Below are 20,437 nucleotides of genomic sequence, written 5' to 3'. Positions count from 1 at the left end.
CTCTTTTGGTGTTGAATTTGTCAAGCGGCTCTGCGATGATTTCAACGCCTGGTGAGTTAAGGAATGGCTCGCCGCTGCCCGAGGAGGAATCGTGCAGTCCATCGGCATCATCGGAGTGGGCTCCTACCTGCCCGAGGCCATCATCAGCAACGCGGAGATCGGGCACGGCGCCGGCGTGACCGACGAGTGGATCGTCCGCAAGACCGGAATCCGCGAGCGGCGCCGCGCCGCCCCGCACGAGGCCACCTCGGACCTCGCCGTCGCGGCGGCGCGACGCGCCCTGGAAAGCGCGGGCCTGACGGCTGATCAGCTGGCCTACGTGGTCGTCGCCACCTCCACCCCCGATCATCCGCAGCCCGCCACGGCCGCCCTCGTGCAGCACCGCATCGGAGCCCGCCGGGCCGCCGCCTTCGACGTCAACGCGGTGTGCAGCGGCTTCGTCTACGCGCTCAAGACCGTGGAGAAACTGCTCGGCGGCGCCCCCGACGGCGAGCCGCGCCACGGCCTCGTCATCGGCGCCGACATCTACTCCCGCATCCTCGACTACGGAGACCGCCGCACCGCCGCCCTCTTCGGGGACGGCGCCGGCGCGACCGTACTCGGGCCCGTCGCCCCCGGACTCGGCCTGCGCGAGATATCGCTGGTCTCCCGCGGTGACGCGCACCGGCTGATCGAGGTCACCGCCGGCGGCAGCCGGCGCCCGCCCTCCCCGCAGACCGTGACCGACGGAGACCACTACTTCCGCATGGACGGCCGGGGCGTGCGCGACTTCGTCACCCGCACCCTGCCCCACGAGACCGGCCGGCTGCTGCGCCGGGCGGGCGTCCCGGCCGACGCCGTACAGCACTTCGTCCCGCACCAGGCCAACGGCATCATGCTCGCCGAACTCTGGCCCGACCTCGGCCTGCACCGCGCCGCCCTCCACCTCACCCTGGAGCGCTACGCCAACACCGGGGCGGCCTCCGTTCCGATCACCCTCGCCGAGATGAACCGCAGCGGAGCCGCCGCACCAGGAGATCTCGTCGTGCTCGCCGCGTTCGGCGGCGGGATGAGCCTCGGCATCGCCCTGCTGAACTGGTCGATGGAGCCCCGCGCGGGCGCCCCCGCACCCGACGCCGACCCCGCCGTCCCCCACCTCCTCACCGTCGGTGGCCGTGTCGGGCCCCTCGCGCCGTGACCGCCGACGACCCGGCCGCCCCCGGCATCAGGGCCCGCGTGGCGCAGCTGCGCGGACTGCGCGAGCAGGTCCGCCGCGGCCCGGACGAGAAGGCGACCGCATCCCAGCACGCCAAGGGCAAGCTCACGGCCCGTGAACGCATCGAACTCCTCCTGGACGAGGGCACCTTCACCGAGGTGGAGCCGCTGCGCCGGCACCGCGCCACGGGATTCGGCCTGGAGGACCGCCGGCCGCACACCGACGGTGTCATCACCGGCTGGGGCACGGTCCACGGACGGACCGTGTTCGTCTACGCCCACGACTTCCGCATCTTCGGCGGCGCCCTGGGCGAGGCCCACGCCGAGAAGATCCACCGCATCATGGACCGCGCGCTCGCCGCCGGGGCCCCGCTCGTCTCGCTCAACGACGGTGCGGGCGCGCGGATCCAGGAGGGTGTGACCGCGCTGTCCGGCTACGGCGGGATCTTCCGCCGCAACGCCCGCGCCTCCGGGGTGATCCCGCAGATCAGCGTGATGCTCGGCCCCTGCGCGGGCGGCGCCGCCTACTCTCCGGCGCTCACCGACTTCGTGTTCATGGTCCGCGAGACCTCGCAGATGTTCATCACCGGCCCCGACGTCGTCCAGGCGGTCACCGGCGAGAAGGTGACCCTGGGCGGGCTCGGCGGCGCCGACGTGCACGCCGAGGTGTCGGGCGTCGCGCACTTCGCGTACGACGACGAGGAGACCTGCCTGGAGGAGGTCCGCTACCTCCTCTCCCTGCTCCCGCAGAACAACCGCGAGACCGCGCCCGCCGTCCACCCCGAGGACCCGGTGGACCGGCCCTGCGACCCGCTCCTCGACCTCGTCCCCGCCGGCGGTCACCGGCCCTACGACATGCGGCGGGTCGTCGAGGAGATCGTCGACGACGGTGAGTACCTGGAGATCCACGAACGCTGGGCGGCCAACGTGATCGTCGCCCTCGCCCGCATCGGCGGCGAGGTCGTCGGGATCGTCGCCAACCAGCCCCTGGTCCTGGCGGGCGTGCTCGACATCGACGCCAGCGAGAAGGCGGCCCGCTTCGTCCAGATGTGCGACGCGTTCAACATCCCGCTGGTCACCCTGGTCGACGTCCCCGGCTTCCTGCCCGGCGTCGACCAGGAGCACAACGGCATCATCCGGCGCGGCGCCAAACTCCTCTACGCCTACTGCAACGCCACCGTGCCCCGGATATCCCTGATCCTGCGCAAGGCCTACGGCGGCGCGTACATCGTCATGGACTCCCGATCCGTGGGCGCCGACCTCTCGTTCGCCTGGCCCTCCAACGAGATCGCGGTGATGGGCGCGGAGGGTGCCGCCAATGTCATCTTCCGCCGCCGCATCCAGGCCGCCGACGACCCCGAGGCCACCCGCCGCCAGCTCGTCAAGGAGTACAAGGCCGAGCTGATGCACCCGTACTACGCCGCCGAGCGCGGACTGCTCGACGACGTCGTCGACCCGGTCGAGACCCGCCGCGTCCTCGCCGAGTCGCTCCGCATGCTGCGCACCAAGCACGCCGACCTGGCATCCCGCAAACACGGCAACCCCCCTCAGTGACCGCGCACACGAAGGAGCGTCATGACCACAGCCGCCGAAACAGCAGCGCCCCTCGTCCGCGTGGTCAGGGGAGGCGCGCTCCCCGCCGAGGAGCTGGCCGCCCTGACCGCGGTCCTCCTGGCCCGGGCCACCCCCGCCGCCGACGAGGCGCCGCCCGCGCCGGTCGTCCCCCTCTGGGACCGCCCGGCGTCCTACCGTTCGCCGCAGAGCTGGCGCAGCTGACACAGGGGAAGGGGCCCGATGCCGACGGCATCGGGCCCCTTCCCCTGTGTCTCACAGACCCGCCAGCGCGGCCCTCATCGACGGGGCGACCAGGTCGGCCAGGGCCTGCACGGACAACTCGGCGATCGGCTGGAGCCGCAGCAGGTAGCGCGCGAAGGCCACCCCCAGCAGCTGTGCGGCGACCAGCCCGCTGCCCGCCGCCGCACGCTCCACGCCCAGCACACCGGTCAGACTGCTGGTGAACTGCTCGTGCAGCACGCTGCGCAGCCGCTCCGCGGCCCGCTCGTTGGTGGCCGCCGAACGCAGCAGCAGGCGCAGCGACCCCTCGGCCGTGTCCTGCTCCCACGGCGCCAGGAAATGCGCGACGAGTGCGTGCGGCAACCGTTCCACCGGTGTGCCCGTCAGGTCGGGCAGGCCCAGATCGACGTCGAGGGCGGCCTCGAACAGCCGCTCCTTGCTTCCGAAGTACCGCATGACCATCGAGGGGTCTATGGCCGCCGTCGCGGCGATGGCCCGTATGGTCGCCCGCTGGTACCCGTCGGCCGCGAAGTGAACGCGAGCGGCGTACAGGATCGCCTCGCGGGTCCGCTGGGAACGAACTGTCACCACGGCCTTCCTCCCTCACCCGGGCCCGGCCCCACCGTCCGGCGGGACCGGGCGATCCGTCCTCAGGCCTGCTCGACGGGCGAGGGTTCCTGCTCGGCGGCCGTCGCCGCACCGGGTGCGGCGGCGCCCGCCCGGCCGGCCTCGCGGACCGCCGGTTGCGGCGCCGGTCCCTCCTCGCCGCACCACCCGTGCAGAGCCGACCGCATCCGCGCCTCGCGCCCGTCGGCGTCGCCCGTCCCGTCCACCCAGGCGGCGTAGCCGTCCGGGCGCACCAACAGGGCGCCCACACCGGGCAGTTCGGGCAGCGGCGCACCGACACGCACCGGGCTGACCCGGGAACCCCACGCCTCGGTCACCGCGGCGCACCGCCCGTCCTCGCCGAGGTCGAGCAGCAGGAACCGCCCGTCGCGCATCAGGGAGTACAGCCGCACCGGAGCACCTCCGGCGCGCGGCACGGTGAGGTCGGGCACCCGTTGCCCCGCCCGCACGGACAGCCGGGCGCCGGACGCCCCGCGCCGCGTGTACCCGGTCCGCAGCCCGGAGATCGCCTCGCCGGCAGCCTTGCGGATCCGCCGGTGGGAAAGGGCCCTGGCCATCGCCGCACGGCGCAGCGAGGTCACCAGCGGGGACGAGGTGGTGGCCAGCCGGGTGGCCCGGTCGGTGGCCGCGAGAATCCGCTCGGCCTGCGGCCGGCGCTCCGTCTCGTACGAGTCCAAGAGGCCGGCGGGCGCCCAGCCCTGTACCTCGGCGGCGAGCTTCCAGCCCAGGTTCACCGCGTCCTGGATGCCGAGGTTCAGCCCCTGCCCGCCCAGCGGTGAGTGCAGATGCGCCGCGTCCCCGGCGAGCAGCACCCGCCCGGTCCGGTACTGGTCGGCGATCCGCTGGTGGATCTTGAACCGGGCCAGCCACTCCGGCTCGTACGGTCCGGGATCGAACCCGAGCGCCCGCGTGAGGACCTCGGCGAGCTCCTCCAGCGTCACCGGTTCCCGGGTCCAGGGCCGGTCGCGGCGTGCCACGGCGATCCGGTACAGCCCGTCGCCGTACGGCACCGAGACCATCACCCCGCCGCCGCCGGAGACGACGAGCACGTCGTCCGGCGGCGGCTGGCGCAGCCGCACATCGGCGAGGATCGGCGCGATGTCGTACGTACGGCCGCGGAAGGCGATGCCGGCCAGTTCGCGTACCGCACTGTGGGCGCCGTCGCAGCCGACGACGAAGTCGGCGCTCTCCTCCCACTCCCCGTCGGCGGTGCGCACCTGGAGCGTGACGCCGGAGCCGTCCTGCGTCAGGCCGTACACCTCCGCGTCGCGCTCGATGGTGACGCCGAGGTCGAGAGCCCGTTGCTGGAGCACCTCCTCGGTGCGGCTCTGCGGGATGACGTTGAGGGAGGGGAAGCGGGTGTCCAGCTCGGCGAAGTCGACACGGGCACCGCGCGCCGGCACCATCCGGCCCACCGGCCGGCCGAGGGCCACCAGCGCGTCGGCGTGACCGCGCAGGTCGAGCACCTCCATGGTCCTGCTGTACAGACCCATCGCCCGGGACTGCGTGGACGGCGCGAGACGGCGTTCGAGGACGGTGCAGGACACGCCGGCCGCGGCCAGCTCGCACGCCAGGGCGAGCCCGGTGGGCCCGGCTCCCACGACGATGACGGACTGCTCAGGAGCGATGGCCACGGATTCCTCCTTGGACGTGGGGCACGGATGACGGCGCGCGCGGCGCGGCGGCCGGGTCTGCGGACGGCGACGGGACCGGGTCCGCGTGCGGTGCGGCGACCGGGGTCGTGGAAGGGGCCGGGACCGGGTCCGCGGACGGCGGCAGGGCCGGGTCGGCCGAGGGCGGAACGGACGGGCCGGCCGACGGCGCCGCGGCCGGAGCGGCGGTCTCCCCGGCGGACCCGGCGACGTGCGAGGGGAAGGACGACAGGCCGGCACGGGCGGACCAGGCCCCGGCGGCGAGTACGAGGGCCCCGAGCAGCAGCCAGCCCACCACCCCCTGCCGCACCACCAGGAAGGTCACGACCAGCGGTCCGTAGGTGTTGCGGGCCGCGTTCCCCAGGCCGAAGAAGGCCAGGTACACCTGGCGACGGTCCTCGGGCGCCAGCTCGTACGAGATCGCCCAGGCACCCGCCTGCTGCTGCATCTCGGCGAACGCCTGGAAGGCGACCGCGCCGAGCAGCAGCGCGACGGCGAACGGGGTCGGCACCGCCCCCGTCACGGCGAGCCCGCCGCAGCCCACCGCGAGCAGCAGCCCGCTGCGCCGCAACGCGCGCCCGCCGTCCCCGGCGCTCTCGATGCCCCGGGTGGCACGCACCTGGAAGAGCACCACCACGACGGTGTTCAGGACCAGCGTCCAGGCGATGACCGCCCGCGGAAGACGGTCGTGGGCGAGCACCCACAGCGGGACACCGGCGGTCAGCACGGTGACATGCAGGCTGACCACCGAGTTGAGCCCGGTCAGGAGAGCGAAGCGGCGGTCCCGGAACACACTGAACCGCCGCTTCCACGGCAGCGGCCGCCCACCGTCGAGCGCGGCCGCCGCCGTCGTCCGCAGCCGGGCGACCAGGGCCGCCGCGACCACGAACGAGACCGAGTCGGCATACACGATGCCCACGTACACGCCGTCGCTGTCCGGCACCAGCGCCGCCCCCGCGACCAGGCTGCCGAGCGCGAGCCCCAGGTTCTGCAGGGACCGTGCCCGCCCCATGGCCCTGACCCGCAGTTCCTTGCCGACCGCCGTACCGAACAGGCCCTGCACCAGCGGCGAGGCCGCGCGGTCGGCGACCGCGAGCAGCGCGATCACACACACGAACACCGGGAAGGCGGAGGCGAACGGATAGCAGGTGAGCAGTGCCGCCCGGACCAGATGCGCGGCGATGAGCATGCGTCGCGGGCCGGCCCGGTCCGCCAGCATCCCGATCGGCACCAGGGACAGGAGGGACACCGCACCCGCGACGGAGAGCCCGACTCCCACCTGCCCACTGCCGAGGTGCAGATACCGGGTGAAGAAGACGACCGACACGGCCATGTAGAGCCCGCTGCCGAGAGCGTCGACGAAGACCGCGACGAGCAGGACCGCCGCCGCGCCGTGCAGCCGCCCGCGCCGCTCCCGCTCCGCTGCCTGTGTCATGGCTTCCTCACTCGGTCGGTGGTCAGTAGTAGTCGCGCATCAGCTCGTCCACCCACTCCGGCTGGACGACCTCCTCGCGCGGTCCGAACTGCCGCAGATACGGCTTGATGTCGAGCACCGGGGTGCCGTCGACGGCGTCGAGCCCGACGACGTGCAGATCGAGACCGTCCGTCTTGACCAGCCGGCAGCGGGAGACCCCGATGCGGTTGGGGCGGTTCTTGCCGCGCTGCGCGAAGATGCCGGCCAGCGGCCACCGCGGGTTGTTGCGCGGGTGGCGCGCGCCCTCCTGCACCTTGGCCGGTGGCACCCGGTGGAAGTGGAAGACGACCTCCAGGTGCGAGAACGAGTCGAGGGAGAGCAGCGCCTCCGAGGTGAACCGCTCGGCGTCCAGCCGGATGACGGACGTCACCTCCCCCCAGTGGTCGTCGACGAGTTCGCGCCGTTCGTTGTGCACATGTGCGATGGGCACCAGGTCCGTGATCGGTTCACCGGTCATGCCAGTCCTTCCGTCGTCGCCGTCCAGGACCGGTCCCGCGGCGTCCTGCTCCAGGGACCACACCCGGTCCCGGACGAGCAACTCCCCTTCGGTGGCCCGCTGCACGGTCAGATAGATCTCCTCGCGCGGCACGTCGAGCAGGGCGCCCAGGCGCTCCTGGAGCAGCCGCAGCAGCCGGTGCACCTGCGACCGGCTGTAGCTCTCCTTGCACACGACGAACCCGACCGGGGCCGGTGCCGCGGCAGCCGCGTGCCATTCGGGCCGGTGGAAGGTGTCCTGCTCCAGGCGCTGCCACCACACCCAGCAGTGACCGCGCTCCAGCCCGAGCAGCGCCGTCACCGAGTCGGCCAGCTCGCCGAGCACGGCCGCCCCGGGGCTGGGTGCCGGGGAGAAGAGCCTGATCACCGGCATCTCAGCGCACCCCGCCGAGCGGCTTCACGCCGATCACCATGCAGGTGCGCACGGGGATGAAGTACTCCTCGCCCTCCTGGCGGATGCCGAGGGCCTCCCGGTGCCGCGCCGGCGCCTCGGCGAGCCGGGCCCGGATGGCCCGCTCGGCCTCCGCGCCGGACGAGGCGATCTCGCACCACCGCTTCACGGGCACCCCGGTGCGGCTCTCCGCCTGGGCACCCCGGGCGACCGGCACGTTGAGCCCGGCGTCCTGGAGGAAGCCGATCCACTCGTCCAGGGTGTAGCTGCGCACGTGCGTCGGGTCGTGCAGCATCTCCAGTTCGTGGTTGAGCGCGTCGACGGCGGGGTCCTCGTGGCCCTCCAGGTCGATGACCGCGAGACGTCCTCCGGGGCGCAGCAGCCGTGCCATCTCGCTCACGGCCTTCGGCATGTCACCGAAGTGGTGCGGGGCGAGGCGCGACACCACGAGGTCGAACGAGGCGTCCGCGAAGGGGAGTTCCTCGGCCCGGGCCTCGGCCGTCTCCACGGTGATGCCGCGTTCCGCCGCGAGCCTGCGGACGGACGCCAGCATGTTCGGCGCCGGGTCCACCGCGACGAGACGAGCGGGGAGTTCGTCGGCGAACGACAGACCCAGGTGGCCCGCGCCGCAGGCGACGTCGCAGACGGCACGCCCGGTCTGCGGGCCCAGCGTCTCGTGCAGGGCCTCCATCGTGGGGCTGGAACGATGCACCTCGCTGGTCGCGAAGTTCTCGGCGATCTTGTCGAATCGCTGGCTGGAGAGCATGTCGTGCGCCGCCTTCTGCGTCGTGTGCCGTCTGTCCGTCACTGAGCGGTGCCCACCAGGTCGGTGAGCGCCGCGATCGCGTCCCGGGACGGGCCCGGGCCGCAGGGATGGAGGGTGTGCCCGAGCCCTTCGAGCAGATGCACGCGGACCTCGAAGGCGCGCCGCCCGACCAGCCGGCTCGCCGACCACTGGCCGTACATGTCCGGGGCGAACACGGCGGGCGGCAGTGCCTCGTCGTCGGCGTCGGCCACGTAGCCCACCAGGTCGAAGCTGCCGTACACGAGGTCGAGGGACGGGACATGCGTGGTCAGGAAGGCGTCCTCCTCGATCACCGTGCCGACCAGCACCGCGCGGTCCGCCTGCCGGGGTTCGCCGGAGCGCAGCAGCTGGAGCAGGGCGAGCGCGCCCAGGGAGAAGCCGACGAGCACGAGCGGTCCGGCGGGCAGGTGCCGGTGTGCCGCAAGCAGGCGGGACAGCCGGCCGGCCCGGGTGCGCTGATCGGCCTCCGTGGAGGGCGAGTTCGGCTCCCGCACCGGCATGTCGCAGGTGAGCACCTGCGCGCCCCGGGCGACCAGCCGGCCGGTCAGCTGCTCCAGCAGCAGGTCGTCCCGTCCCTGCCCGTCCAGGACGGAGACGCTGCCGGGACCGGCCAGCAGAACGGTGGCGCGGGCCGGATCGGCGGGGAAGGACCGCCGGGTGCGGTACCGCGTCCCGTCGGTGTCCCGGTGCCACTGGGTGCGCTGATGCACGCTCATCGGCTCACCTGTGGCAGACGGCCTCGGCGAAACCGCCGATGCGCTGGTGGAAGTAGACGCTGATGATCTCCTCGTGGAGCGCCTCGCCGTCCAGGGTGGGGGCGATGCTCTCCGGAGTGCCGGGCACCCGCTCCATGAGGCCCCGTTCGACGAGTTCGGCGAAGACCGCCGCGAACGGTTCGTCGTGGAAGAGCTCGACGCCGAACCGCCGGCGGAACCGGCCCGCGTCGATGGGCTGGTTCGCCTTGAAGGCGAATCCGAGCACCATGCCGATGGCCTGGTAGCCCGCCAGCCGCCGCCCGGAGGCCAGCGGCAGACCCGGGCCTTCCTTGAGCCGGGCCGCGTATCCGGAGATGTCGGCGATGTTGTGGGTCTGCACGACGGTGTCCCCGTCGCCGGTCAGCCAGCCGTACGCACCGGGCCCGTACGCGATCATCGAGTCGTGGCGCTGCCACTTGTTGCGGGACACCCGCGGGATGTTCCCGTCCGGGTAGACGCCGGGCCGGTTCCACCAGCCGCAGGGGCTCGGGTGGTAGCCGCCGTCGAGCAGCAGTTCCACGACGGCCTCGCGCATCGCGTACGTCTCGCCGAGCGACGGGAACAGGTGCTGCTCGCGCAGCCTGTTCTTGACGCTCTCGACGTTCCACAACGCCCGGTTGCCGATGCCCATCTTCGCCCGGTCGGCGTTGCGCAGGCGGTAGATGGTGATGGTCGGGACGTCCAGGTCGATGAGCCGCCGGATGTCGTCCGCGACCGTGGCCGTCGACTGATGGGGCAGCCCGAACATCATGTCGACGTTGAACGGCTTGCCGGTGGCCCGCAGCTTGGCGACGGCCCGCAGCGACATCTCGGCGTCGTGGCCGCGTCCGGCGAACGCGTTGACCTCGCTCTGCAGGGACTGCACGCCGACGCTGAAGCGGTTGAACCCGATGGCGCAGGCCTCGGCCAGCTCGTCGTGCTGGAAGTTGTCCGGGTTGCCCTCCAGCGAGATCTCGCAGTCGTCGGCGAGCGTGTAGCGGGCCCGTACGTGGTCCAGCAGCCGCTTCAGCTGTTCGGTGCCGAGCAGCGAGGCGGTGCCGCCGCCGAGATAGACCGACTCGATCGGGGCGTGCGCGAGCCAGGGGGAGTGGGCGAGCCGCCGTCCGGACTCGTCGAGCAGCAGGTCCGTCCAGATCCGCGGGGCCGCCTCGCCCTCGGGGCCGTCCGCGACCTTGCGCTTGACGTAGTTGCAGAAGTGGCAGATGTAGGCGCACAGCGGCACATGGAAGTAGAGGTGGGCGGGGCGGCCGGCTCCCGGATGGTCCCGGATGGCGGCGGCGACCTGCGAAGTCGACAGCTGGTCGCCGTAGTTGGCCGTCACGTTGATGTTGTAGTCGTCCTGACCGATCCGCAGCGCGGGGTTCTGGCCGAGCAGCCGCGCGAGTCCCGTGCCGGGGCGCGGCGCGGTGCCCGTGCCGGGGCGTGACGTGGTTCCGCCGCCGGGGCGGCGCAGTGCTGTGGTGCCGGCCGAAGCAGCCGTCCTGCTCATCGCGACCTCGTCTCCTGCAGCCGGCTCCGCGCAGGGAGCTGGGCATGGTGTCCCCCCGCTCCGGGCCGGGCCCGCGCGTCGGGGGGAGGAACGGATGGCGTGCGGGCCTCTGCCGTCCGGCGGGGCTTCCCGGCCCGCCCCTCAACGGGCCGGGAAGCGGTGCACCGCTTCGTCGCCTTCGGCAGAGGCGTGGGATCAGACCTCGACCTCGATGACGGTGGCCTCCGTGATGTTCGTGGCCTCCACCAGCGTCTCGGCGGGAGCGGTGGCCGAGGCGGCTCCGACGGCGCTCAGGGTCACGCCCTCCTGCCCCGGCTCCAGGTGGATGCGGATGACCTTCTTCTCTTCGGGCATGGCAGTCTTCCCTTCGGTGGAGGCGGCAGCGGTCGCGCCGCCGTGGGACAGGGGCCCGCTCACGTCGTCGGGAGCGGGAGTCGGGTGGGGCCGGACGGGTCGGCCGACGTCGACTGACGGGGCGTCAGGGTCAGGCGTACGTTGCGCTGTTTGCGGTCGCGCCAGTAGCGGCCGGAGCGCAGCGTGAACTCCTGGAGGTACTCGGTGGCGCCGCAGCCCTTCGGGTCGCCGGTGATGTTCCGGGCCAGCGGCGGGCAGCGGAACTGGCACCAGATGTCCTCCTGGGCCACCGGGCACGAGCCGCACACCGAGTGGTCGCTGAAGCGGATGTCGCGGAACTCGTCGAACCCGTGCCGCCAGATCTCGGCGAACGGCCTCTCGGTGGTGTTGCCGGCCCGGTAGAGCTGCCCCGACATGCAGTTGCTGCACGGGTACACGTCGCCGCGGCTGTTCACGTAGACGACCGAGCGGCCGCACTTCTCCTGGCCCACGGCGCGCTCCAGGCGCTGGCAGAACTGGATGGTGTCCACTCCGCGGATCTCGTCGGCGGCCCGCCGGACCTCACCGGCGGGCGTCGCGACCGGTTCCTGGTCGGGTTCGGCGGAGTACCGGTCCATGCAGCGCTTGTAGACCTCGAACACTTCGTCGACGTCCTCGGGCCGCAGCAGCATGTCGGGGTGGAGCAGCGCCCGGCCCACCGGGTGCGTCTCCAGCCACTGGGGCCGGGGGTACCCGCGCTCCGCGCACCAGTCGAAGATCTCCTCGGCGTCCTGGATGTTGTTGCGGTGGACGGAGATGGCGGTGCGGAACACGTGCCCGTGCTTGCGCATCATCTCGAAGGCGTGCTGGAGCTTGGGGAAGTCCATCTTGCCGCGGACGGTCCGCTCGGGGTCCGCGGTGTCGAAGCTGATGAAGAACGACTGGCCGGGCGGGATCCGGGCGAGCCGCTCCTCGGTGACCAGCAGGCCATTGGTGAAGATCTGCGTACTGAAGGGCTTGCTGCGGGCGTGCTGGATGATCTCGACCGCGTCCCGGTGGGAGAAGATCTCGCCGCCCGTCAGGAACACCTGCAGGACGCCCATCTCCGCGAATTCGTCGAGGAGTCGTTTGATGCGCGGGGTGGATATCTCGTCGGGGCGCTTGAACGCGGAGTCCGCGTAGCAGTGGCGGCAGCGCAGGTTGCAGAGGTTCGTCGTCTCCACGAAGGCGATGGCCGGGGCGGGCAGATGGAACCGGTCGAGCGACACCAGCGGATCTGCCAGCGCGTGTGTCATCAACTCCGCGGCGCTCACGGCCTGCCCGGAGTTGTGGCGCTCGATCGGCTCCCGTGCGGACGCGGCGAGGAACTCGACATGCCCGTTCGGCAGCAGGGCGACGATCCCGCCCTCGTTCACCTGGAAGGGAATCTTCTGCACGGGCCCTGCCTCTCCTGGTCGTGGGGTGGCGGAACATGAAAGTCAACGAGTGTTGAACTCATGCTGCGTTGAACTCTACGAAGGATGAATACCTTTGGCAAGGGTGTGACGGACACGGCCCCCCGGGGCCGGTCGCCAGGGGTGGGGTGAGGATCTGCGGGGCGTTCACGGCGGGCGGGCGGCGGGTGGTGCGGGCGACGTGGACGACGTGGGCCTTTCGCGCCGGGCGGCGGCCGGCGGCTCGAGGTGCGGGCGGCGTGCCCTGTTCGCGGCGGCAGCGGCGACGTCGGCGAGTGGTGTGACGTGCTCGCGGCGGGCGTCGGTGAGCGGTGTGGGTGGCGTGAGCCTTTCGCGGCGGCCGGCGATGAGGTGCCGGCGGCGTGCCATGCTCGCGGCGAGACGTGCGGGCCGTGGAGTGACGGCGCCGTGATTCGGATGATTCCGTGATCAACTGCCGCAAGATACATTCTTGGAAATACCGGAAACGCGGAGCTGTCGGAGATCGCACCCCACGGAGAGGCCGGTCATGAACATCCGCTTCTTGGACAGACTGCTCGGGCGCACCCCGCACGAGCACGGACAGAGCCTCGCCGTCGCCTTCGAGAACGACCCGGAGGGCGTCGCCGAACTGCTCTCGGAGTGTGAGCTGCTCCGCTCCCACGCGTCGGCCGCGGGGCTCGAACTCGACGACACGCCCGCTTCGTTGACCGCGCTCGATCAGCTCCTGCCACGCTGGCGCGACGACCCCGAGGCGCTGCCGTGGCTGGGGAACGACGCGGGCCTGTATCTCGGCACCGTCGTGGTGCGCACCGTTCCCGGGGCCACGTGGCACGTCTGGTCGGGCGGCAGCCCGGTGGTACGGCTCGCCTCCGGCCGCGAGATCCCCGTCGTCGAGGCCGGGCTCGACTGGGCCGTGCAGGGTGTCCCGGAACTGTCGCAGGTGTACGCCGAGGCTTCCGAGGCCTGAGCCGTTCCCGCCGGGCCGTCCGATCGCGGCGCGGCCCGTGAGCCGGTCGGCGCCGTGATCAGGAAGGGGCGGCCGCGGACCGGTGGCGCGCCAGCGCCAGCACGCTCAGGCCGAACATCAGGATGCCGAGCGGGACATGGACCGCCGGTACGTGTGCGATGCCCAGCACCACCTGCGCCGAGGCGAGGGCGAGGAAGCCCGACGCGTGCAGGACGGGCCGGGGCGAACCTCCGCCCGGCTTCCACGCCAGGACCGCGGCGAGCACGTACAGCATCGACGCGCCGTACATCACCCGCGCACCGACGCTGTGCATCACCTCGCCGTAGTGCGCGGTCAGCAGCAGTCCGGCGCTGACGGCCTGGAGGAAGATGGTCGTGGTCTGCAGGGCGACCGCGACCTGGAGGAATGTGGTGCCGCGCGGGACTGCCGTCGTCCGGATGGCCATGATGCGGTCCTCTCTCCTGCCTCGTGGCAGTGGATCCTCTGTACGGTTGCGCTGTTCCGACGACACAGGTCCGGAAAATGTCAGGGGGACGGTCTTCGTGACCACAGAGCTGAGCGCGGTCCTCGGCGAACGGCGGCATCTGACCGACATCGCCTACCGGTTGCTCGGGTCGCTGGCCGAGGCCGAGGACGCCGTGCAGGAGACGTACGCCCGCTGGTACGCGCTGTCGTCGCGGCAGCAGGAGGCCATCGCCTCGCCCGGCGCCTGGCTGACGACGGTGGCGACCCGGGTCTGCCTGGACCTGCTCGGCTCGGCGCGGGTCAGGCGCGAGCGCTACGTCGGCGCATGGCTACCCGAGCCGCTGCCGGACCGCACCGAGTGGACCGGCCGCGCGGTCGACCCCGCCGACCAGGTCACGCTCGACGAGTCGGTGCACATGGCCTTCCTCGTCGTTTTGGAGTCGATGACACCGGCCGAACGCGTGGCGTTCGTGCTGCACGACGTCTTCCGGTACCCCTTCGCCGAGGTGGCCGAGATCCTCGACCGGTCGGCGGGGGCCTGCCGTGAGCTGGCGTCGTCGGCCCGTCGCCGGGTGCGTGCCGGGCACACCCCGGTCTCGGGACAGGCCGGTCTGGTACGGGACTTCAAGCAGGCGTGGGAGGCCAGGGACATCGAGGCCCTGGTCGCTCTGCTCGCCCCCGACGCCACGATGACGGCCGACGGCGGCGGCGTGGCCGGCGCCGCGCTCCGCCCGGTCGAGGGCGGCGAGCGCATCGCCCAGTACCTGGCCCACTTCGCCGAGAAGGTCCCCGGCCTGACGCTCCTGGAGCGGACGGTCAACGGTCAGCCCGGCCTCGTGGCCCAGCGCTCCGGGATCACGGTGACGGTGGCGGCCTTCTCCGGCTCCGGCGGCCGGGTGACCCACATCTGGGCGGTCCGCAATCCCGAGAAGCTCGGGGCGTGGGCCTAGGAGGAGCCCTTGGTCCTCGTGGGCGTCGACCGGCGACGCGCCCAGGCCGACGATCGGATCGTCCGAGAGGGCGCTCAGGGGACCGCCGTCCGGGGTGCACCCCGTGGCGGAGGGTTCCGCACCCTCGCTGACTGGGCGCGATCCGCAGGCCGTGCCCTCGCGGCGCCGGGGCGAGGTGAGGCGGCCCCGCTCGCCCGGCACCGTGATCCCACCGTTATGCAGCCTCAAATACGGTTAATGATCGCGAGTGCGTGTCGTCCCGTAAGTCCCCTTTTGCGTCGATAGTTTGCGTGATCGACAGAGCTGAAAGCGGGCAGGTCCGGTATGGCTGTCGATCCGTTGATCGAGCTGCACGACGTGAACAAGTACCTCGGGGAGCCACATGGCCTGCAACACATCAGCCTCACGGTCGGCACGGGGGAGGTGGTGGTGATCACCGGCCCGTCGGGCCGGGGCGGATCCACCCTGTGCAGAACGACCAACCGTCTGGAGACCATCGCATCAGGGACGATCGAGCTCGACGGCCCGGCCGCTCCCCGACGGGGCGAGGCCCCGGACCGGCTCCGCGCCGAGGCCGGCATGGTCTTTCGGCGTCGTGTTCACGCTCGACGGCCGCGCCGTCGAGGACCGCACCCCCGAGGAGTTCTTCACCGACCCGCGCAGTGACCGCGCCAAGGACTTCTTTTCCGAGATGCTCAAGCACTGAACGGGGAGTGCCGCACATGTCCGTACCACACGTGTGCGCCCATGAGGTCCGGCCGCTGCCGGCCGACAGGGCGCCCGTCCGCACCGGGAAGCCGCTCGCGCGGAACGTCGACTACGATGTGCCGTTCGTCCTCGTGCCGGTGGCGCCCCCGCCGTCGCGCACCGGGACGTGCATGCCGCACCACTGGTTCGCCCTCGGGGCGGCCCGGCGGGAGCGGCACGGTCCCAAGACCGAGGCCGTGCACGGGGCACCGGCCGAACCAGGGACGCTGCTGCCGGGTGGGGGTCCCCCCACGGCCCCGAGACCGTAGGGGGAGCAGCAGCTCACAGGGCCAGGCCCGGCCGGCGGCAGCCGGAGATCACTGCTCGCGCAGGGGCACCGTCACATACGACGGGTCGTGCTGCGGCGAGGAGAAGGTCAGCTGCGCGCCGGACGGGTTGTGCTCGATGTAGAGCGGGTCGACCGTGTCGACGACCAGGGCGAGGCGATGCCCTGCCGGAACGTCGTAGGCCGTGGAGTACAGCTCCAGGTCCACGCCGAACGGCTTGCCGGGCGTCTGCCCGTGGAAGGTGTACGGCGCGTTGCTGACCAGCTTGCCGAGGCCGAGCGGGCCCACGTCGTACAGGTACGCGACGAGGGTGCCGCTCTCCTTGGTCGCGGTGACCGTGGTGTGCAACCTGGCGGTGCCGCGCACCTGTTGCGCGCCCGCGTACTTCTCCGACTGCCAGACCGCCGCCCACCATCGCGGCAGCAGCGGGATCGAGGCCGTCGGAGGCAACTGGGCGAGCTGGTCGAGGATGCTGGACAGGAACACGATGCCGCCGTCGGCGCCCGAGTCCACGTTCGCGCGGATGGTGGTCGTGCCCGGGAGCGCGAGCTTCCTCGACGCCTTCCCGACCGACTTCCAGTCGGGGTAGCCCTCGTAGCCGCCCGCGGAGCGCGACTTGAGCTGGACCGGCTGCTCGCGGTCGATGCCGTTGTCCGCACCCTTGAGATAGTGGTCGAACCAGCGCCCGGTGTCCGTCCACACGTCGTTGGGGAGCCCGAACAGTCCGGTCGCCTCGGCCGTGGCGTGGTCGCCGGGCCGGAATTCCAGCCGCTTGGGACCGGTCAACTCCTCGTAGAACTTGACGTACTGATTCGGCGGGAAGATCGTGTCGCCCCAGGCGTTGGCGAGCATGATCGCCGCGCCGTTGGCGTTGAGCCGGTCGACGTAGGTCTCCGGGGAGCGCTTCTTGCCCCAGGCGATGAGGCTCTGTTCCTTGGAGAGGTCGGAGGAGAAGAAGTCCTTGAAGGTCTGCTGGAGTTCGGCGCTCGGCCGGCCCGTGAGCGCGCCGGCGCCGTCCAGCAGCGCGGCGGCCTGGGAGTGCTGGGTGCGGCCCGAGTAGATCGAGTCGATGAGGTCGGCCCAGCCGCTGAGGGCGGCCACCGCCTTGATCCGCTCGTCGTGCGCCGCGGCCAGCAGGCTGATGCCCGCGCCGTAGGACACGCCCGCCATGCCGACCTTCCGTGCGTCGGACGGGGTGTTCGCGAGCGCCCAGTCGATCACCTTGGAGGCGTCCGCGACGTCGGGCGGACCCGCGACTTCTATCTCGCCGCCCGACTGCCAGAAGCCGCGGACGTTGTAACTGACCACCACATATCCGGAGTTCGCGAGCTTCTGGGCCTGGACGAGGTACTCGGCCTGGGGCAGGCCCCAGCTCGTCGGCAGCACGATGAGCGGATAGCTGCGGGTGTCGTCGGCACCCGCGGGGGTGACGACATTGGCCTTGAGGACCGTGCCTCCGTCTCCGGAGATGTCGACGAAGCGGATACCGGGCGTGCCGGCGGCGGCCGAGGCGGCGGGGGCCAGTCCGAGGCCGGCGGCGAGCAGCGTCGCCGAGACGGCACCGGCGGCGGACGTGCGCAGGGCGTTGCGACCGTGTCCCACGGGTCACTCCTCACTCGTGTCAGCGCAAAGTGACCCGACGGTAACCTCACCCTCTTACTGGAGGTAACCCGCCGGTAAGTTACGTGGCAGTAACGATTGTTGAACTGTGCATTCAGTGAGTGCCGAGGGGGGTGAAGTGTGCGCTCCAGGTGCTGGACGCCGGGCACGAAATGTGCCGCCGGGGAGCCCGGCGGCGCGCGGGGGATCGCCCCTCCGGCTACGAGGCGGCCCGGTGCGAGTTCCGCGGCGGGGCGGGCGTGGGCAGCGGGCTCTGGGCGGCCCGGGTGACGTCCGCGACGACCTCGACGACATCGGGGCCGTACGCCTGGGAGTTGACGACCTTCAGCAGCAGGACGAAGGAGCCGTTGCTGTGCTTGCGCGCGAGGCGTTCGTGATTGCGGGCGAGGTAGCGGGTCGCCGCCTGATTGGTGATCGCGCGCTGGCCGCAGAAGAGGAAGACCGGTCTCGTCGCACGGTCCTGGCCCGCGACCAGCCGGGCGAGGATCACGTACTCGCTCTTGCCCGACTCCAGACGGTAGCGCTCGCTGCCGATCTGGAAGGCTCCGCGGTCCGGACCCGGCTCGGGGTCGACGTTGACGAGGATGCCCGGGAGCAGCGAGTGCAGATGCGCGGCCATCCGGCGGTTGGACGACGGCCCGCCCACGCAGAACTCGGTGCGCTCGCCGAAGCCCTGCTGTGCCGTGTCGTGCGCGATGACCTGTGCATGCGCACCGCAGTCCTTGATCAGCGCGGACAGTTCGAGCAGCGCGAACACGTCGTGACGCATTACCGTGAGTTCAGGCCCGCCCGCCTCACGGTTGACCACGAGGAGCGACTCGGAGTTGTCCGGCAGTCCGAAGAACGCCTGCTTGCGGCGCAGCTTGCGCTTCCACAGGTAGGTACGGGTGAGCCAGCCGAGCGCGGCACTGAGGCCGGCGGCGACCACGCCGAGGACGATGTTGCGCACGTCGTCATTCATGGGCGCGCATGCTAGCGGGAATGCGGAACGGTGTTCGAGGGGGTCCTGACGGGGAGGGTGCGCTGAAGTTACGCTGCGCGGACGGCTGATGACTGGAGGTACGGATGAGTCGCTCTGTCGCGCGGAATCTGGCGGTCCTGGCGGTTTCGGCCGCGGTGGTCTCGGTCGGTGCGGCGGCGCCGCCCTCCGCCGGGGTGAGGGGCGCACCCGTCACGCCGGACAAGGTGCCCGTCGCGGTCGGATACGGCGGCGCGGTGGCGAGCGTCGACGCGGACGCCTCCGCGGCAGGGATCGAGGTCCTGAAGAAGGGCGGCAACGCCGTGGACGCGGCGGTCGCCACCGCGGCGGCCCTCGGTGTCACCGAGCCCTACTCGTCCGGCATCGGCGGAGGCGGCTACTTCGTCTACTACGACGCCAAGTCCCGCACGGTGCACACGATCGACGGCCGCGAGACGGCACCGTCGACCGCCGACTCGAACCTCTTCGTGGAGAACGGCAGACCACTCGCTTTCGCGGACGCCGTCACCAGCGGGCTGAGCGTGGGCACACCGGGCACGCCCGCCACCTGGCAGACCGCGCTGGACAGTTGGGGCAGCAAGCGGCTGACGAGCGTGCTCGCTCCGGCCGAGCGCATCGCCCGCGACGGCTTCACCGTCGACGCGACCTTCCGTTCGCAGACCGAGTCCAACCAGGCCCGCTTCAAGAACTTCCCGGACACCGCGCGGCTGTTCCTCCCCGGTGGCTCCCTGCCCGTCGTCGGATCCACCTTCAAGAACCCCGATCTGGCGCGTACTTACGAAGAACTGGGCCGCAAGGGGGTCGACGCGGTCTACGGCGGCAAGCTCGGCCGGGAGATCGTCGACACCGTGAACAAGCCGCCGGTCGACCCGGCCTCCGGCTACCACGCGCGCCCCGGCAAGCTCGCCCTCAAGGACCTGGAGGCCTACGAGGCGAAGCGGCAGGCCCCGACGAAGGTCTCCTACCGCGGTCTGAAGGTCTACTCGATCGCCCCGTCCTCCTCGGGGGGCACCACGGTCGGGGAGGCGCTCAACATCCTGGAGCGGTCCGACCTCTCGAAGGCCAGTGACGTGCAGTACCTGCACCGCTACATCGAGGCGAGCCGCATCGCCTTCGCCGACCGCGGCCGCTGGGTGGGCGACCCCGCCTTCGAGGACGTGCCCACCCGCGGACTGCTGTCCCAGAAGTACGCGGACTCGCGCGCGTGCCTGATCAAGGACGACGCCGTACTGACCAGCCCGCTGGCACCCGGTGACCCGGACCACCCGGCGACCTGCTCCGCCGCCGGGAAGGCCGCCCCGACGACGTACGAGGGGGAGAACACCACGCACCTGACGGTCGCCGACAAGTGGGGCAACGTCGTCTCGTACACGCTGACCATCGAGCAGACGGGCGGCAGCGGCATCACGGTCCCGCACCGCGGCTTCATCCTCAACAACGAGCTGACGGACTTCTCCTTCACGCCGGCGAACCCGGCGGTGCACGACCCCAACCTGCCGGGCCCCGGCAAGCGTCCGCGCTCGTCGATCTCGCCGACCATCGTCCTGGACAAGCACGACCGGCCCGTCGTGGCGCTCGGTTCGCCCGGCGGCGCGACCATCATCACGACCGTCCTGCAGACCCTGACCGAGTTCGTGGACCGGGGGATGCCGCTGGTGGACGCGATCGCCGCACCGCGGGCCAGTCAGCGCAACGCCGCTCAGACGGAGCTCGAACCGGGCCTGTACGACAGCGCGACCAGCGCCCGGCTGGCCGCCATCGGGCATTCCTTCAAGCTGAACCCCGAGATCGGCGCGGCGACGGGCGTCCAGCGCCTGCCGAACGGCCAGTGGCTGGCCGCGGCGGAGAAGGTGCGCCGCGGCGGAGGCTCGGCGATGGTGGTGCGCCCCGCTTCGTAGCCATGGACGCGTGCGGCGACGGGGCCGGCAGGGCCGGCCCCGCGTCGTCCGCGCCCGGTCCCCGGCGGGATGTGCGCGC

The 20,437-nt window shown here is 71.9% G+C and carries 19 protein-coding genes and 1 pseudogene; 8 read left to right on the top strand and 12 right to left on the bottom strand.

The features are described from left to right. Nucleotides 1–91: 91 nt before the first annotated feature. From ACZ4IF_RS09375 to ACZ4IF_RS09365, 3 genes are read left to right on the top strand one after another with little or no spacing between them, the layout of a single operon-like run. Nucleotides 92–1,177, top strand: a complete 1,086-nt coding sequence (locus tag ACZ4IF_RS09375; protein ID WP_467561034.1) for a 3-oxoacyl-ACP synthase III family protein — start codon at nucleotides 92–94, stop codon at nucleotides 1,175–1,177. Continuing rightward, complete coding sequence (locus tag ACZ4IF_RS09370) at nucleotides 1,174–2,748, top strand: acyl-CoA carboxylase subunit beta (protein ID WP_359503662.1); 1,575 nt, start codon at nucleotides 1,174–1,176, stop codon at nucleotides 2,746–2,748. Before ACZ4IF_RS09375 ends, ACZ4IF_RS09370 begins: the two co-directional genes overlap by 4 nt. A gap of 21 nt (nucleotides 2,749–2,769) precedes the next feature. Beyond that, on the top strand, nucleotides 2,770–2,970 hold the full coding sequence (locus tag ACZ4IF_RS09365; RefSeq protein ID WP_467561032.1) for an acyl-CoA carboxylase epsilon subunit: 201 nt from the start codon (nucleotides 2,770–2,772) through the stop codon (nucleotides 2,968–2,970). A gap of 51 nt (nucleotides 2,971–3,021) precedes the next feature. Here the strand turns inward: ACZ4IF_RS09365 and ACZ4IF_RS09360 are convergent, their stop codons facing one another. From ACZ4IF_RS09360 to ACZ4IF_RS09320, 9 genes are all read right to left on the bottom strand, one after another. Beyond that, nucleotides 3,022–3,579 (bottom strand): TetR/AcrR family transcriptional regulator, encoded by a 558-nt coding sequence (locus ACZ4IF_RS09360; RefSeq protein ID WP_095937528.1) that lies wholly within the window; start codon nucleotides 3,577–3,579, stop codon nucleotides 3,022–3,024. A gap of 59 nt (nucleotides 3,580–3,638) precedes the next feature. Continuing rightward, the gene (locus ACZ4IF_RS09355; RefSeq protein ID WP_467561030.1) at nucleotides 3,639–5,249 is read right to left on the bottom strand and encodes an FAD-dependent oxidoreductase; all 1,611 of its coding nucleotides are present in this window, start codon (nucleotides 5,247–5,249) and stop codon (nucleotides 3,639–3,641) included. Next, nucleotides 5,233–6,702, bottom strand: coding sequence for an MFS transporter (locus tag ACZ4IF_RS09350; protein ID WP_467561028.1), 1,470 nt, complete (start codon nucleotides 6,700–6,702; stop codon nucleotides 5,233–5,235). Before ACZ4IF_RS09350 ends, ACZ4IF_RS09355 begins: the two co-directional genes overlap by 17 nt. Nucleotides 6,703–6,724: 22 nt before the next feature. Next, complete coding sequence (locus ACZ4IF_RS09345) at nucleotides 6,725–7,198, bottom strand: SAM-dependent methyltransferase (protein ID WP_467561144.1); 474 nt, start codon at nucleotides 7,196–7,198, stop codon at nucleotides 6,725–6,727. A gap of 412 nt (nucleotides 7,199–7,610) precedes the next feature. Beyond that, nucleotides 7,611–8,435, bottom strand: coding sequence for a methyltransferase domain-containing protein (locus ACZ4IF_RS09340; protein WP_467561026.1), 825 nt, complete (start codon nucleotides 8,433–8,435; stop codon nucleotides 7,611–7,613). Next, a complete protein-coding gene (locus ACZ4IF_RS09335) occupies nucleotides 8,432–9,148 on the bottom strand; it encodes a hypothetical protein (RefSeq protein WP_467561024.1) in 717 nt (238 codons plus the stop codon). The genes ACZ4IF_RS09340 and ACZ4IF_RS09335 overlap by 4 nt, the downstream gene beginning before the upstream one ends. A 4-nt stretch (nucleotides 9,149–9,152) precedes the next feature. After that, nucleotides 9,153–10,676: a coproporphyrinogen-III oxidase family protein gene (locus tag ACZ4IF_RS09330; RefSeq protein ID WP_467561022.1), complete on the bottom strand. Its 1,524-nt coding sequence runs from the start codon at nucleotides 10,674–10,676 to the stop codon at nucleotides 9,153–9,155. A gap of 195 nt (nucleotides 10,677–10,871) precedes the next feature. Then, nucleotides 10,872–11,030 carry a hypothetical protein gene (locus ACZ4IF_RS09325; RefSeq protein WP_158690554.1) on the bottom strand — a complete coding sequence of 53 codons (159 nt, stop codon included), beginning with the start codon at nucleotides 11,028–11,030 and terminating at the stop codon, nucleotides 10,872–10,874. Between the two features lie 59 nt (nucleotides 11,031–11,089). Further along, nucleotides 11,090–12,445, bottom strand: coding sequence for a radical SAM protein (locus ACZ4IF_RS09320; RefSeq protein ID WP_467561020.1), 1,356 nt, complete (start codon nucleotides 12,443–12,445; stop codon nucleotides 11,090–11,092). A gap of 526 nt (nucleotides 12,446–12,971) precedes the next feature. On the opposite strand from ACZ4IF_RS09320, the gene ACZ4IF_RS09315 reads away from it, so the two are divergent. Continuing rightward, nucleotides 12,972–13,412: a DUF6278 family protein gene (locus ACZ4IF_RS09315; RefSeq protein ID WP_359495054.1), complete on the top strand. Its 441-nt coding sequence runs from the start codon at nucleotides 12,972–12,974 to the stop codon at nucleotides 13,410–13,412. 58 nt (nucleotides 13,413–13,470) lie between these two features. Here ACZ4IF_RS09315 and ACZ4IF_RS09310 read toward each other — a convergent pair whose 3' ends face one another. Beyond that, a complete protein-coding gene (locus tag ACZ4IF_RS09310) occupies nucleotides 13,471–13,857 on the bottom strand; it encodes a hypothetical protein (RefSeq protein ID WP_467561017.1) in 387 nt (128 codons plus the stop codon). Between the two features lie 97 nt (nucleotides 13,858–13,954). Between ACZ4IF_RS09310 and sigJ the strand changes: the two genes are divergently transcribed. The 3 genes and pseudogenes from sigJ to ACZ4IF_RS09295 all read left to right on the top strand — a co-directional run bounded on the left by sigJ (nucleotide 13,955) and on the right by ACZ4IF_RS09295 (nucleotide 15,843). After that, nucleotides 13,955–14,827, top strand: coding sequence for an RNA polymerase sigma factor SigJ (sigJ, locus tag ACZ4IF_RS09305; RefSeq protein ID WP_467561016.1), 873 nt, complete (start codon nucleotides 13,955–13,957; stop codon nucleotides 14,825–14,827). A 324-nt stretch (nucleotides 14,828–15,151) separates the two neighbouring features. Further along, nucleotides 15,152–15,418, top strand: a pseudogene (locus ACZ4IF_RS09300) (ATP-binding cassette domain-containing protein); the annotation flags it as partial. Between the two features lie 131 nt (nucleotides 15,419–15,549). Beyond that, nucleotides 15,550–15,843, top strand: coding sequence for a hypothetical protein (locus tag ACZ4IF_RS09295; protein WP_467561014.1), 294 nt, complete (start codon nucleotides 15,550–15,552; stop codon nucleotides 15,841–15,843). 48 nt (nucleotides 15,844–15,891) lie between these two features. Here ACZ4IF_RS09295 and ACZ4IF_RS09290 read toward each other — a convergent pair whose 3' ends face one another. Both ACZ4IF_RS09290 and ACZ4IF_RS09285 read right to left on the bottom strand, forming a co-directional pair. Next, the gene (locus ACZ4IF_RS09290) at nucleotides 15,892–17,463 is read right to left on the bottom strand and encodes an alpha/beta fold hydrolase (RefSeq protein ID WP_467561012.1); all 1,572 of its coding nucleotides are present in this window, start codon (nucleotides 17,461–17,463) and stop codon (nucleotides 15,892–15,894) included. A gap of 217 nt (nucleotides 17,464–17,680) precedes the next feature. After that, nucleotides 17,681–18,442, bottom strand: coding sequence for a hypothetical protein (locus tag ACZ4IF_RS09285; RefSeq protein WP_359495071.1), 762 nt, complete (start codon nucleotides 18,440–18,442; stop codon nucleotides 17,681–17,683). Nucleotides 18,443–18,546: 104 nt separating this feature from the next. Between ACZ4IF_RS09285 and ggt the strand changes: the two genes are divergently transcribed. Then, the gene (gene ggt / locus ACZ4IF_RS09280; protein WP_467561010.1) at nucleotides 18,547–20,358 is read left to right on the top strand and encodes a gamma-glutamyltransferase; all 1,812 of its coding nucleotides are present in this window, start codon (nucleotides 18,547–18,549) and stop codon (nucleotides 20,356–20,358) included. Nucleotides 20,359–20,437 lie beyond the last annotated feature (79 nt).

This window comes from Streptomyces sp. NPDC025784 (assembly GCF_055558435.1).
The sequence above is the reverse complement of the archived record's forward strand: the minus strand, read 5'-3'. Positions and strand labels throughout refer to the sequence as shown.